This is a genomic window from Mycobacterium sp. FW102-FHT13B02, from assembly GCF_058790275.1.
The window spans coordinates 86,794-99,585 of the sequence record NZ_JBYTCM010000019.1; the positions used below are offsets into that span (position 1 = coordinate 86,794).

Sequence of the window (12,792 nt, forward strand, 5' to 3'; positions counted from 1 at the left end):
CAGCCGCGCTACCACCTGGTGCCCTCGAGCCCGGGAATCACGCACCGCCCGTCCGCGGCGACGCGGCCGATCAGCATGCCGTCGTAGCCGGTGCACGACGCGTTGAGCGGCTCACAGGTGTTGATGGACGTGATCACCTTGTCCTGGCCGCATGGGGTCCCCGGCCCCGGGGGGTCGGCTGCGGCCACGGCGCTGCTGAAGCTCAACGCGAGAATTGCCACAGACGTGACGGCGAACGAGCGGGTCGAGTCGAACATGATCGATACCTCCGGCCGATGGCCCCGACGTGCACCCATGCTACGCCCAAATCAGCGAGGTAATTCGGGCTAATCCGCGGCGCGCACCGTCTGCCGCAGTTCCGAGACGTCGTCGGACGCGGTGTCGTACACGCGCACGATGGCCTGGTCGCCCGGCTTGAGGTAGGTGGACTCCCCCAGCTCGGTGTACCGCGTCGCGCCGATGCCGACGAGCAGGTGCGTCGGGTGACCGCTGGCGACCATCAGGGCGCCGACATCCTCCAGAGGCGTGTCGTCCGAACCCTTCTGGTTGGCCAGCCGGTCGACGATCCACTCCAGCAGCTGGGTCCCGTAGTACGAGTAGCCCAGCAGCGGGCTGTCCTGGCCGTACGCGTGCTCGGTGCCGGCCCCATCGTCGCAGCCGTCGTCCAGGAAGCTGGCCAGGTGCAGCGAGGACGTCGGGCCGTCGGGGCTCAGGTCGTCGATCTCGAAGAACCGAGGGGCCACACCCTTGGACGCCGGGCCCCAGTTCTTCTTGTGGCTGATCTTCGGGGCGCCCGGCCGGCGGATCGAGCAGTCGTTGAACGCGCCCAGCGCGAACGGCCGCAGCCCGACCACCCGGTCGCCCGACCAAGACACCTCACACGCCAGGCCGACTTCCGGCTCGATCTGCAGGTTCAGCGGGGTCTCACTCACCGGCAGGATGACCGAATCCGTCGACAGCGGAAACTCCCCGAGGAAGGTGTCGCTACCCGGCGCGTACCACGGGAAGATGCCCTTGGGTGCCCCACCCTCCGACCGGACGTTGACGAAATCGACTGCCTCCCCGGCCTGTTCGAGGTGTCCGGCGAAGTTGCCCGCCACCCCGAAGCCGAACCAGCCACGCATGTCGTCCAGGTCGAGATCGATCATGGCTGCCACCCTACTGCGGCCGTGACCAGCACCGACAAGCCGCAACCAAGTCGCGCTTAAGTCACGGCGGCCAGGCTGTCCACCAACCTGACCACCAAGGAGTCTGCTGTGCCCACCTCCCTCCATCCCGTCACCGTGACACCCCGCCAGGCCGGCGAACCCATGCCCGACCTGCTGGGCATCACGCTCGCGCACCGCGCCATGCTCGTCGACCTGGTCCGGCTCACCGAGCTGGCCAAGGCCGTGCGCGACCGCAATGTCATCTGCACACCAGCCAGGGCGCGCGCCATCTCGCAGTACATCGAGATGCTGTGCGACTCCATCCACCACCACCACAGCACCGAGGACACCGTGCTGTGGCCGGTGATCCAGGCCAGCGTGGGCGACCACCTGGATCTGAGCGAACTCACCGACGACCACGCCGCGCTGGACCCGCGCCTGGATCAGCTGCGCGCCCGCGCGGCGGCATTCCGGCTGTCCAACGGTGACCGCAAGGTCGCGTTCCTCATGGCCTTCGAGCTGGCCGAACTCACCGCGATGCTGACCGAGCACATCAACGACGAAGAACAGGATCTGTTCCCGCTCATCACCGAGCATGTGTCGGTCGCCGACTGGGAGTCGGTGGAAGCGGCCGCCCGGGCCGGCAGCCGGATGTCGTTCGACGGTCCGCGCTCGCTCGCGGTGATGACCGACGACGAGCGGGCCTCGATGGCGGGGCAGCTGGGCATCGGGCTGCGGGCCATGCTCACCGTGCTGGCGCTGCGGCACCGGCGCGTGATGCGCACAGTCTTCGGAGACCTCGCGCAGAGCCCGTTGGAATCCTTGGCTAGTCGATGAAGCCGCGGGCCTCGGCGGCGAGCCGCGCCCGCAGCGCCTCGGCGGCCACGCGGTACCCGCGGGCGTCGTCGGGCCGGCCCAGCACGTCGGCGGCCGCGGCCAGCGCGTCGTCGACGGGGCCGACCATCAGACCGTCGACGCCGAGGCCGGCGATCAGGCCCGAGTACGGCTCGAGTTCGGCGGCCCGCGCGCGGGCCTCGTCGACATCGCCCAGCGCCACGGCGGCATTGACCCGCAGCACGGTGAACGGCACCCAGAAGTACGCCCGTTCAATCGGTTTGCGGTCCTGCCACAGCTGCCGGGCCTCGGCCTCGCGGCCGCGCGCGACCAGCGCCAGCACCGCCGCGTCCAGCGCGGCGACCGAGATCTCTCGGTAGAAGAACACCAGCTCGTCGGCCAGCAGGCCCAGATCTCCGAGGCAGAACTCGCCCGTCACCCGGCCGACCATCGCGAGCTTGGCACCGTTGGCGGCCCCGTTCTCGGCCATGCGCGCCGCCAGGTCGGTGTAGGCGCTCACCGCCTCCTCCAGACGACCGGCCAGCAGGTACATCCGGGCCTGGAACAGGCCCAGCACGCCGAGGAGGTGCACCAGCTGGCCGGTGCTCGCCCGCGCGACCGCGAGGTCGACGTGCCGCTTGGCCGTCACCAGGTCGGAGCGGTTGCCGGCGGCCAGCGACAGCAGCCAGTGCGCCACCGCCTGATAGTCGGCCTGTTCGGCGGCTTCGGCGGTCTGCAGCAGTTCGGCGGCGAGCGCGTCCCGCTCGGTGTCGAGGTCGGGCCCGAGCGCGCAGAATGCGTGGACGTTGAGTGCCGTGCACAGCAGACGGCCCGCCCCGGGATCGCCGGCGTACACCTGGCGGGCCAGTGCGAGCATCTCGGTGCTGGCGGCCAGTGCGCCTTCGGGGTCGTTGCCCTCGAGTTCCACGTAGAGCGCTTTGAGCAGGCGAATCCGGTCGGCCGCGGCAACGTCACCGGCCAGCACATGGCGCAGCAGCCCGATCATCTGGCCGTCAGATTCGTCGTACTCCCGGTCCCGCCACACCAGCGGGGTGTCCCACGCGGTGAGGATGCGCACCACCAGGTCGTCGCGCGACCGGCCCGACACCAGTTGCAGCGCGCACTTCATCTCGCTGCGCGCCGTGACGGCGTCGCCGGACTGCGCCAGCGCGGCGATCAGTCCACAGCGGACCTCGATGTCCTGGTCCAGCATCGCCTCGGTGGGGGCGAGAGCACGGCTGGCCGCGAGTTCCAGCATCTGCACCGCGGCCCGCCATTGCCGGGCGGCCTCCGCATGGGCTCCCACCGAACCCGCGTCCCGCGCGGCAGCGGTCGCGAAATCGGCTGCGGCCGAAGCAGTCTCCGCGGTGGCCGAGGCGACGGCATGGTGGGCCAGGGCAGCGTGGTCAACCGAGCGACCGGGTGCGCGCAGCAGTCCCAGCGCGGCGGCATGCAATCGGGACCGGCGCAGTTTCGAGGTGTCTTCGTAGAGCGTGTCGCGGACCAGCCCGTGCGCGAACTGCAGCCGGCCCGGCGTCGGCTCGTCGAGCAGGCCCAGCAGGACGGCCGGTTCCAGGGCGTCGAGCAGGTCGTCGGGGTCGCTGCGACCCAGTTCGGCCAACAGGTCGACGTCGATGTCGCGGCCCAGCACCGCGGCCTGCCGCAGGGCGGTGACGGTCTGCCCTGGCAGCCGGGCCAGCCGGCGCCGCAGCACGTCACGCACGCCGACCGGCACCGACGCCCACACCGCGTCCGGTCCTTCAGCGGCCATCAGCCGGGCCAGCTCACGGACGAACAGCGGGTTGCCGCCGGTGCGCTCACGCAGCAGGCGCAGGGCTTCGCCGCTGGTGGTCAGTCCGCAGTCGGCGGCGACCGCGGCGGTGGCCGCGGCGTCCAGGCCGCCGAGAATCAGGTGCGCGGACGTGTGGACCGTCAGTGCCGCGCGCGCCACCTCGAGTTCACCGCGGTCCTCCGACGGGCGGTATGTCGCGATCACCAGCACGCGGTGGTCCTGGATGCGGTCGGCCACCAGGCGCAACAACTCGAGCGTGAGGCCGTCTGTGCGGTGCAGATCGTCGAGCACGACGGCCAGGGGCTGATCGTCGGCGACGGCGCTCAGCGCGTCGGCCACCGCCTGTCCCAGCCAGAACGTGCCCTGGTCGGCGGCGGCGCCGTCGTGCAGCAGCGGGGCCAGCGCCTGCCGGTCGAGATCCGTCGAATCGACCAGTTCGCGGAGCACCTCGGTCCACGCCCAGCCCGCTGGTGCGCCGTGGACCTCCTGGCACCGGCCGTGCACGGTCCGCCAGCCGGCCACCCGGAGCCGGGCCGCGGCGGCCGCGGCCAGCGTGGTCTTGCCCGAGCCGGCCTCGCCGCCGATCCACAGCACCGCACTGGCGCCCGCGGCGACGCTGCGGGCCGCGGCGTCGATGGTCGCGAGCTCCTCGGCCCGGCCGTAGGCCGACTGGCCGGTGCGCTCGCGCGGCGCGGGCTCGGGCACCTGCGGGATCTCCGGGAGAGACGACGTCAGCGGCGCGGGCTGCGACGGTTCCAGATGGTCAGCCTGGCGCAGGATGTCGCGCTCGAGATCGCGCAGGGCCCGGCCCGGTTCCAGACCCAGCTCATCGATCAGGTGTTCACGGGTGCGTCGCAGTACCTCGAGCGCGTCGGCTTGGCGCCCGGTCCGGTACAGCGCGGTCGCCAGGATCGCGGCAGCGCCTTCGCGGCCGGGATGCTCGGCGACATGGCCTTCCAGCGCCGCGATGGCGGAGCTGTACCGCCCGAGATCGACGTGGGCGGCGGCGTGGCTTTCGACTGCGGCCAGCCGCAGTTCGGTCAACCGCGACACCTCCGGTGCCGCCCACAACGCGTCACCGGCACCTGCGAACGGCTCTCCTGCCCAGCCGGCCAGCGCCTCGTCGAGCAGCTGCGCGCGTTGCTTGAGGTCGGTTTCCTCTTGTGCTGCAGCCACTTTCGCTTCGAAACGCCAGACATCGACGGCGTCGTCGGGCAGTCGCAGGCAGTACCCGGGCGCGGCGCTGACCAGGATCCTGGCCGGCGCCCGGCGCTGCCGATCGGGTTCGAGCACGCGGCGCAGATGCGAGACATAGACCTGCAGGGCCGACAGCGCCTTGGGCGGCGGTTCGCCTTCCCACAGATCATGGATCAGCCGGTCGACCGATACCGTGCGCCCGTGCGCGGCCACCAACCGGGCCAGCAGTGCCCGCTGCATCCGCGCACCCAGGTCGACCGGCTCGTCACCGACCCACGCCTGCACGGGGCCGAGCACCGTGACCCGCACCGGGTTCTCCACCGTCATGCCCCCGCCGACGTGGTTCCTACTTGGGCTGTAACACCGCGGTGCCGACGTACGGCACCAGCGCCTCGGGCACCCGGACGCTGCCGTCGGGCTGCTGGTGGTTCTCCAGGATCGCGACCAGCCAGCGGGTCGTGGCGAGCGTGCCGTTGAGGGTCGCCGCCGTCTGCGGCTTGCCGTTCTCGTCGCGGTACCGGGTGGACAGGCGCCGGGCCTGGAACGTGGTGCAGTTCGAGGTCGACGTCAGCTCGCGGTAGGCCTGCTGCGTCGGCACCCAGGCCTCGCAGTCGTACTTACGGGCCGCCGACGAACCGAGATCGCCTGCCGCGACGTCGATCACGCGGTAGGGCACCTCGATCATGGCGAGCATCTGGCGCTGCCAGGCGAGCAGCTTCTGGTGCTCGGCCTCGGCGTCTTCGGGCTTGCAGTAGATGAAGGCCTCGACCTTGTCGAACTGGTGCACGCGGATGATGCCGCGGGTGTCCTTGCCGTAGCTGCCGGCTTCCCGGCGGAAGCACGACGACCAGCCGGCGTATCGCAGCGGGCCCTCGGACAAGTCCAGGATCTCGTCGGAGTGGTAGCCGGCCAGCGGCACCTCCGAGGTCCCGACGAGGTACAGGTCGTCGGCTTCGAGGCGGTAGATCTCGTCGGCGTGCGCACCCAGAAAACCGGTGCCGCGCATGACTTCTGGACGCACCAGCACCGGCGGGATCATCAGCGTGAACCCGTTCTCGGTAGCCAGCCGGACGGCGAGTTGCAGCAGGCCGAGCTGCAGCAGGGCGCCCTGGCCCGTCAGGAAGTAGAACCGCGAGCCGGACACCTTGGCGCCGCGCTCCATGTCCAGCAGGCCGATGGCCTCACCCAGCTCCAGATGGTCCTTCGGGTTCTCGATGGCCGTCGGCGTGCCGACGGTGTCCAGCACCTCGAAGTCGCTCTCGCCGCCGGCCGGGACGCCGTCGATGATGACGTTGCCGATCGCCATATGTGCGGCGGTGAAGGCCTCCTCGGCCGCGCCCGCACGTACTTCGGCGGACTTGACCGCCGCGGACAATTCCTTGGCCTTCTCCAGCAATGCGGGCCGCTCTTCCGGCGAGGCCGCGCCGACGAGCTTGCTCGCCGCCTTTTGGTTGGCTCGTGCCGTGTCGGCCTCGGCGATGGCGGCGCGGCGGGCCGCGTCAGCTTCCAGCAGCGCATCCACGAGGCCGGGGTCTTCGCCACGGGACCGCTGCGACGCCCGCACCCGGTCCGGATCTTCGCGCAACAGCTTGAGGTCGATCACGGGCGTCAGACTACTTTTCTCACCGCCCCCATGTCCGTAGCGGGGCCCGGCCACAACCACATAACGTTACAACTGCAACTCTTGTCACAGCTCTAGCTGCGACTGTCACAATGGAACCGATGTTGGACGCACCCGCGGCGGTCGAACCGGGCCTGGATACGCCCCCCGACGAACCGAAGACGACGACCACCTGGCGGCAACGCATGCACGGCATGCATGTCACCGGGACGCAACGCGCGCTCGTCCTCACCGCGCTCGGCGGACTGCTCATCGCCGGAATCCTCACCGTCATGCCCGAGGGCGCGCTCGGCCCGGCGGGGCTCGGCTTCAACAACGGCCGTGTCAACGCCAGCCGGGTCAGCGACACCCTGGACCATGCCAAGCCCGGCGACTGCCTGAACTGGCCGGACCGCTCGCCGGATGCCGTCGAGATCGTCGACTGCAAGAACGAGCACCGCTTCGAGGTCGCTGAATCGCTCGACATGCGCACGTTCCCGGGCAGTGAATACGGTCCCAACGCCGCGCCGCCGTCGGACGCCCGGATCAAGCAGATCAGTCAGGAGCAGTGCCAGAACGCGGCGCGCGACTATCTCGGACCGCGCTTCGACCCGAACGGGAAGTTCGCGGTCAGCCTGGTCTGGTCCGGTGACAAGGCCTGGAAGACCAAGGGCCAGCGCCGCATGCTGTGCGGTCTGCAGTTGCTCGGCCCGGGCAGCCAGCAGCTGGCCTACAAGGGCAAGGTCGCCGACGTCGACCAGTCCAAGGTGTGGCCGGCCGGCACCTGCCTCGGCATCGACCCGGCGACCAACCAGCCCATCGACATCCCGGTCGACTGCTCGGCGCCGCACGCCATGGAGGTCACCGGCGCGGTCAACCTGGCCGACAAGTACCACGACGTCATGCCCGCCGAGCCTGACCAGCTGGCCTACATCAAGGACACCTGCACCAAGGCCACCGATGAGTACCTGACTCCGGTTCAGCTGCGCGGCACCACGCTGACCCTGATCTACAGCTCGATCGCGCTGCCCAGCTGGACGGCCGGGAGCCGCCAGGTGTCGTGCAGCATCGGGTCGTCGCTCGGTAACGGCGGCTGGTCGACGCTGGTCAACAGCGCCAAGGGGCCGTTGATGATCAACGGGCAGTCGCCCGTCGCGCCTCCGGCCATCCCTGAGGAACGGCTGAACCTCCCGCCGATCCCGGTCGTCGAGCCGCCGGTGGACACGTCGTCGCAGAGCTCATCGTCGTCGGGCTCGTCGTCGCAGGGCTCTTCGTCGCAAGGTTCGCAGTCCGGCCAGAACCAGCGTGGCCAGCAGACCTCGCAGACACCGCAGGGCAACCAGCACATGCCGGGCCAGACCGACACCCCGGACCAGCACGGCCCCGCCGCTCCCGGTACGCCTCAGCAGCAACAGGGCAACACATTCCTCAACGGTCCGCCGCCTCCGCCTGACGCGCCGGGTTCCGGCGCTCCCCTCGAAGGCCCGATCGAGGATCAGCCCGCGCCCGCCGCGCCGCCGGCCGGGCCCGCGGGCGCGGGTGCACCACCCGGACCGGTCGTGGCGCCGCCGCCCGCGTCGTAGCCATGCCCGTACCTATGGGCCGGCAGCGGTTCGAGGAACTGGTGTCCGACGCGCTCGACCTGATTCCGCCCCGGCTCGCCGCGGCGCTCGACAACGTCGTGGTGCTGGTGCAACCGCGGCACCCGGACGAACCCGAGATCCTCGGCCTGTACGAAGGCGTTGCCCTCACCGAGCGCGATTCCTTCTACGCGGGTGCGCTGCCCGACACCATCACGATCTACCGCGATGCCCTCCTGGAGATGTGCGACTCCGAGGATGAGGTCGTCGACGAGGTCGCGATCACGGTGATCCACGAGGTCGCCCACCATTTCGGCATCGACGACGAGCGGCTGCACGAGCTGGGCTGGGGCTGAGCAGCGCGGCACCCCGATTTTGTCGGACCGCGGTGTTACAACAGAGGTCATGAGCACCACCTGCCGCAACTGCGTGGACGGGCTGGCGCATTGCCACGGCACGGTCATCGTGCACGTCGGTCTGCCCGCCGAATGCACCGATGACGCGTGCACGCTGCCTGAATCCGAACACACCTTGCGCATCGACTGCGACGTCGTCGGGTGCGGCTGCGCAGAGCCCGCGGCCAGTCTGCGCGCCGCCGGGTAAGTCAGCCCATCGGGTCGGGCGCGGGAGGCGCCTCGGGATCGTGTCCCGGATAGAACGGCGGCAGCACGGCTCCCCACTGCACGCAGCTCCATCGGCCATCCGTGATCGGGCTGAGCACCACGCATTGCGCGTTGCCCAGGTGATGCTCCAACGCGAAATCGGCGTCCACACCGGCCAATTGAGCGGCCACCAGACGGATGGCCGCGCCGTGGCTCACCACCAGGATGTCGCCCTCCCAGTCATGGTTGTCCAGATTGCGCACCCGCAGATTCGTCAGAATCGGTACATACCGGTCCAACACCTCGCGTCCGGTCTCACCACCTGGCATCGCGACATCGAGCTTGCCCCGCTGCCAACCCTCGTACAGGGCCTCGAACTGAGTGATGGCATCAGCGTCACTGCGGTCTTCCAGGTCGCCGACCTGCACCTCGTGGATGCCGTGGGCCTCGATCGGGTCGAGTCCGAGCCCGTCCGAGATGGCGGCGGCCGTTTGAATCGCCCGCTGCGCCACCGAATGCACCACCAGACCGACGGGATGGGGCCAGTCGATCCCGAAGTCGCGGGCCTGCTGATGGCCCAGCTGCGTCAGCGGCGCCCCCGGCGGCCGGGTGTCCAACCGCTTGGCGACGTTCGCCTCCGACTGCCCGTGCCGCACCAGCACCAAGCGCCCACTCATGTCCGGTCCCCCTCTCTCAAGCCCGCCAACCACTGCGTCGCCTCATCGGTGACCGGCGGAGCCGCGCCGGCGGCCACCCCCGTCGGCCACGATCCCAGGTACCGCACGTCGGCCACCCGCCGGTGCAGCGCCTTCAGCGCTTCGGCGACCGGTGCGTCGTCAATGTGTCCGACGCAGTCCAGGAAGAAGATGTAGGTGCCCAATTCCGTTCTGGTGGGCCGTGATTCGATGCGGGTCAGGTCGATGTCCCGGATGGAGAACTCTGTCATCGCGGTCACCAGGGCACCTGGTTCGTTGCGCAGCCGCAGGACGACGGACGTCCGGTCGGCGCCGGTGCGCGGCGGCGGCGGACCGGGGCGGCCGACGAGCACGAATCGTGTTCTGGCATTGGGCTCGTCGACCACACCGTCGGCCAGCGAGTCCAGTCCCCACCGCGCGGCCGCCAGCGCGGTACTCACACCTGCGTCCACCACACCTTCGGAAACCTGTTGTGCCGCACCGGCATTCGAGATCGCGGGGACCAGAGTGGCGTGCGGCAGCTGTTCGGCCAGCCAGCGGCGCACCTGCGCGGCAGCCACGGGGAACGCCGCGACCGTCAACACCGCATCGGCGGCCACCCCCGGCCTGACGACGATGCTGAACGCGACGTCCAGCGTGTGCTCGGCGAAAATCTGCACCCCGCTACCGGACGACAGGCTGTCCATGGTCGGCAGCACCGAACCCTCGATGGAATTCTCGATCGGCACGCACGCGTAGTCCGCGGTCCCGAGGCGAACGGCTTCCACCGCCGCGCCCGAGCTGTCACAAGCGACCGGTTCGAAACCCGGTTTGTCCGCGGCCAATTGCAGCATGGCCGCTTCAGTGAAGGTGCCTTGCGGCCCGAGATAGGCGATGCGTGCCACGCCGCAACCCTACTGGCTACCGGTCCGGCAGAGCTCGCGACGCGGTCCTTTCGATAGCCCTTGCGCCAACACCCCTCGCTAGTTAACTTAGGCTTACCTCACTTACTAGCGAAGGCGGGACATGCGCGACCTCACGACGACAATCGCAGCACCGACCACGGCCGAACGCGTCCGTAGCGCGTGTGCCCGAGCTGCAGACGCGATGCTGGCCGCCGACGGCGTCACCCCGGCCACCACGCCCGTCCACCACCTGCTCGCCGACGGCTCCGTCGTGCTGACGGTGCCGGCAGACGGCCTGCTCGCCACTACGGTGGCCGCCGCGGGAACCGGCGGTGTCGCCGCCATGCTGGAGCTGACCGATTTGGCCGCCCTGCCGCTGCGCGAGCGGGTGCGCTCCCTTGTCTGGTTCCGCGGCCGCCTCCATGCGGTACCCGCGGCACGCGTCGCGGCCATCCTCGACCTGGTCGCCTCCGAGCATCCGCACCCGGCACTGCTCCAGGTGAACACCGGCTCTGGCCACGACGAAACCGAACCTGCCTACACGCTGGTCCGCCTCGAGATCGAGTCTGTCGTGGTGGCTGACGCCACCGGTGCCGAGTCGGTGCCCGTCGGCGCGCTCCTGGAGGCGCGGCCGGACCCGTTCTGCGCCATGGAGTCGCATTGGGTGCAGCACATGGAGAGTGCACACCGCGACCTGGTCGACCGGCTCGCCAGCCGGCTGCCGATGACGCTGCGCCACGGCCACGTCCGTCCGCTGGGCCTGGACCGCTACGGCGTGCAGCTGCGCGTCGAACGCGAAGACGGCGACCACGATGTCCGGCTGCCGTTCAGCAAGCCTGTCGACGACGTCACCAGCCTCAGCCGCGCCATCCGCACGCTGATGGGCTGCCCGTTCCTCAACGGGCTGCGGGCACGCAGGATCTGAGCGCGCCGATGAGCCGCTCGCGCGAAGAGCGATAGCTGGGCGCCGGTTACGGTAGCTGCGATGACCGGGCCGCAGCAGGAGCACACCGAACGTCGCGCGCTGCGCATCGAGATCGCCGTGATGCTGGCGGTGACGTTCGGCCTGTCGGCCTACACGGCAGTGGTCAGCTTGGCCGAGGCCGTCATTCTCGGCCTGTCCGGGCAGAAGGTCGCGCTCAATCACCGACGCTCGCCGATCGACTTCATCGACTTCTTGCTCAATCTGAGCCCGGTCCTCACTCTGGCCGGTTGGGGCTGCCTGGCGCTGTACCTGTTGTGGCGCACCGGCTTCCGGCCCCCGGCGATCGGGCTCGGCCGGTTCCGGTGGCGCCCCGATCTCCTCGGCGGTCTGGGACTCGCCGCGCTGATCGGATTGCCCGGACTCGGCCTGTACCTGGCCGGCAGAGCCCTGGGCATCGGCGTCGACGTGGTGCCGAGCACCCTGGGCGACACCTGGTGGCGTATTCCGGTCCTACTGCTGACAGCGTTCGCCAACGCCTGGGCCGAGGAGATCGTCGTCGTCGGGTTCCTCCTGACCCGGCTCCGCCAACTGGACGTCTCCCCCACCAAATCGCTGGTCTTGTCGGCGCTGCTGCGCGGCAGCTATCACCTGTACCAGGGGTTCGGCGCCGGACTCGGCAACATCGCGATGGGGCTGGTGTTCGGCTACACGTGGCGACGCACGGGCCGGTTGTGGCCGTTGATCATCGGACACGGCGTGATCGATGCGGTGGCATTCGTCGGCTATGCGTTGGCCGCCCGCCATTTGGGTTGGCTGCACTCGAGGTAATTGCCGCGGCCCCGGCCAAAGCCTTGCCTCTATTTCTATTCAGCAATTCGAATTCGAATATATTGTGTCGGTCACCGGTAAGGATATGCTTTCCTGAATTAGGTTGACCTTGCCTGACAAGTGCCTTTGACCTGCACTATCTTCATTTTCATGCCCGACGTGACGCGCCTCGAGACGAAATTCCACCAGCTCCTTCAGGAACAGATTCGAAGCGAATTCGGCGCGTCTCAGCAATACATTGCGGTCGCCGTCTACTTCGACGGAGAAGACCTTCCCCAGCTCGCCAAGCACTTCTATGCGCAGGCCGTCGAGGAGCGCAACCACGCCATGATGCTGGTGAAGTACCTACTCGACCGGGACATCGAGGTCGAGATTCCCGGCGTCGACCCGGTGCGTAACAGCTTCACTTCGCCGACCGACGCCCTCAAGCTCGCGCTCGCCCAGGAACGGGTGGTCACCGAGCAGATCAGCCGGTTGGCCAGCGTGGCCCGCGAAGAGGGCGACTACCTCGGCGAGCAGTTCATGCAGTGGTTCCTCAAAGAGCAGGTCGAAGAGGTCGCGACCATCACCACTCTGGTGAAGATCGCCGACCGTGCCGGGGAGAACCTGTTCAACCTCGAGGATTTCGTCGCGCGCGAGTTGGCCGGCACCGGCGCCACCGACCCCACCGCGCCCGAAGCCGCCGGCGGCAACCTCTAGGCCCGAGC

The 12,792-nt window shown here is 69.4% G+C and carries 13 protein-coding genes; 7 read left to right on the top strand and 6 right to left on the bottom strand.

All coding sequences use genetic code 11. The features are described 5' to 3' along the window. Positions 1 to 8: 8 nt before the first annotated feature. Complete coding sequence (locus tag AC3WTE_RS25160) at positions 9 to 257, bottom strand: hypothetical protein (protein WP_492441906.1); 249 nt, start codon at positions 255 to 257, stop codon at positions 9 to 11. A 69-nt stretch (positions 258 to 326) separates the two neighbouring features. Further along, positions 327 to 1,148 (bottom strand): DUF5718 family protein, encoded by an 822-nt coding sequence (locus AC3WTE_RS25165; protein ID WP_492441907.1) that lies wholly within the window; start codon positions 1,146 to 1,148, stop codon positions 327 to 329. A 108-nt stretch (positions 1,149 to 1,256) separates the two neighbouring features. On the opposite strand from AC3WTE_RS25165, the gene AC3WTE_RS25170 reads away from it, so the two are divergent. Then, a complete protein-coding gene (locus AC3WTE_RS25170) occupies positions 1,257 to 1,985 on the top strand; it encodes a hemerythrin domain-containing protein (RefSeq protein ID WP_492441909.1) in 729 nt (242 codons plus the stop codon). On the opposite strand, the gene AC3WTE_RS25175 is transcribed toward AC3WTE_RS25170, so the two are convergent. Together AC3WTE_RS25175 and serS are read right to left on the bottom strand one after the other, a co-directional pair. Beyond that, positions 1,975 to 5,298, bottom strand: coding sequence for an ATP-binding protein (locus tag AC3WTE_RS25175; protein ID WP_492441911.1), 3,324 nt, complete (start codon positions 5,296 to 5,298; stop codon positions 1,975 to 1,977). The two genes, AC3WTE_RS25170 and AC3WTE_RS25175, sit on opposite strands and share 11 nt — an antisense overlap. Positions 5,299 to 5,317: 19 nt before the next feature. Further along, positions 5,318 to 6,574: a serine--tRNA ligase gene (gene serS, locus AC3WTE_RS25180; RefSeq protein WP_492441913.1), complete on the bottom strand. Its 1,257-nt coding sequence runs from the start codon at positions 6,572 to 6,574 to the stop codon at positions 5,318 to 5,320. Positions 6,575 to 6,684: 110 nt separating this feature from the next. Here serS and AC3WTE_RS25185 point away from each other — a divergent pair, with 110 nt between their 5' ends. From AC3WTE_RS25185 to AC3WTE_RS25195, 3 genes are read left to right on the top strand one after another with little or no spacing between them, the layout of a single operon-like run. Then, complete coding sequence (locus AC3WTE_RS25185; RefSeq protein WP_492441915.1) at positions 6,685 to 8,154, top strand: septum formation family protein; 1,470 nt, start codon at positions 6,685 to 6,687, stop codon at positions 8,152 to 8,154. Between the two features lie 2 nt (positions 8,155 to 8,156). Next, positions 8,157 to 8,507 carry a metallopeptidase family protein gene (locus AC3WTE_RS25190; RefSeq protein WP_492441917.1) on the top strand — a complete coding sequence of 117 codons (351 nt, stop codon included), beginning with the start codon at positions 8,157 to 8,159 and terminating at the stop codon, positions 8,505 to 8,507. A gap of 49 nt (positions 8,508 to 8,556) precedes the next feature. Continuing rightward, positions 8,557 to 8,754: a hypothetical protein gene (locus AC3WTE_RS25195; RefSeq protein WP_492441919.1), complete on the top strand. Its 198-nt coding sequence runs from the start codon at positions 8,557 to 8,559 to the stop codon at positions 8,752 to 8,754. Position 8,755: 1 nt separating this feature from the next. Here the strand turns inward: AC3WTE_RS25195 and AC3WTE_RS25200 are convergent, their stop codons facing one another. Together AC3WTE_RS25200 and pheA are read right to left on the bottom strand one after the other, a co-directional pair. Beyond that, positions 8,756 to 9,430: a histidine phosphatase family protein gene (locus AC3WTE_RS25200; RefSeq protein WP_492441921.1), complete on the bottom strand. Its 675-nt coding sequence runs from the start codon at positions 9,428 to 9,430 to the stop codon at positions 8,756 to 8,758. Beyond that, the gene (gene pheA, locus AC3WTE_RS25205) at positions 9,427 to 10,332 is read right to left on the bottom strand and encodes a prephenate dehydratase (RefSeq protein WP_492441922.1); all 906 of its coding nucleotides are present in this window, start codon (positions 10,330 to 10,332) and stop codon (positions 9,427 to 9,429) included. Before pheA ends, AC3WTE_RS25200 begins: the two co-directional genes overlap by 4 nt. Positions 10,333 to 10,453: 121 nt before the next feature. Here pheA and AC3WTE_RS25210 point away from each other — a divergent pair, with 121 nt between their 5' ends. The 3 genes from AC3WTE_RS25210 (at position 10,454) to AC3WTE_RS25220 (ending at position 12,784) form a co-directional block, all read left to right on the top strand. After that, on the top strand, positions 10,454 to 11,257 hold the full coding sequence (locus AC3WTE_RS25210) for a DUF2470 domain-containing protein (RefSeq protein ID WP_492441924.1): 804 nt from the start codon (positions 10,454 to 10,456) through the stop codon (positions 11,255 to 11,257). Positions 11,258 to 11,317: 60 nt separating this feature from the next. Beyond that, entirely contained in the window at positions 11,318 to 12,085 is a 768-nt protein-coding gene (locus AC3WTE_RS25215) for a CPBP family intramembrane glutamic endopeptidase (RefSeq protein WP_492441926.1), read from the top strand. A gap of 150 nt (positions 12,086 to 12,235) precedes the next feature. Next, positions 12,236 to 12,784, top strand: coding sequence for a ferritin (locus tag AC3WTE_RS25220; RefSeq protein ID WP_492441928.1), 549 nt, complete (start codon positions 12,236 to 12,238; stop codon positions 12,782 to 12,784). Positions 12,785 to 12,792: the final 8 nt, after the last annotated feature.

Bases quoted from the DNA above. Each gene is read 5' to 3' on its own strand.
- AC3WTE_RS25160 (WP_492441906.1), bottom strand. From the start codon at position 257: ATGTTCGACTCGACCCGCTCGTTCGCCGTCACGTCTGTGGCAATTCTC.
- AC3WTE_RS25165 (WP_492441907.1), bottom strand. From the start codon at position 1,148: ATGATCGATCTCGACCTGGACGACATGCGTGGCTGGTTCGGCTTCGGG.
- AC3WTE_RS25175 (WP_492441911.1), bottom strand. From the start codon at position 5,298: ATGACGGTGGAGAACCCGGTGCGGGTCACGGTGCTCGGCCCCGTGCAG.
- AC3WTE_RS25185 (WP_492441915.1), top strand. From the start codon at position 6,685: ATGGAACCGATGTTGGACGCACCCGCGGCGGTCGAACCGGGCCTGGAT.
- AC3WTE_RS25190 (WP_492441917.1), top strand. From the start codon at position 8,157: ATGCCCGTACCTATGGGCCGGCAGCGGTTCGAGGAACTGGTGTCCGAC.
- AC3WTE_RS25195 (WP_492441919.1), top strand. From the start codon at position 8,557: ATGAGCACCACCTGCCGCAACTGCGTGGACGGGCTGGCGCATTGCCAC.
- AC3WTE_RS25200 (WP_492441921.1), bottom strand. From the start codon at position 9,430: ATGAGTGGGCGCTTGGTGCTGGTGCGGCACGGGCAGTCGGAGGCGAAC.
- AC3WTE_RS25210 (WP_492441924.1), top strand. From the start codon at position 10,454: ATGCGCGACCTCACGACGACAATCGCAGCACCGACCACGGCCGAACGC.
- AC3WTE_RS25215 (WP_492441926.1), top strand. From the start codon at position 11,318: ATGACCGGGCCGCAGCAGGAGCACACCGAACGTCGCGCGCTGCGCATC.
- AC3WTE_RS25220 (WP_492441928.1), top strand. From the start codon at position 12,236: ATGCCCGACGTGACGCGCCTCGAGACGAAATTCCACCAGCTCCTTCAG.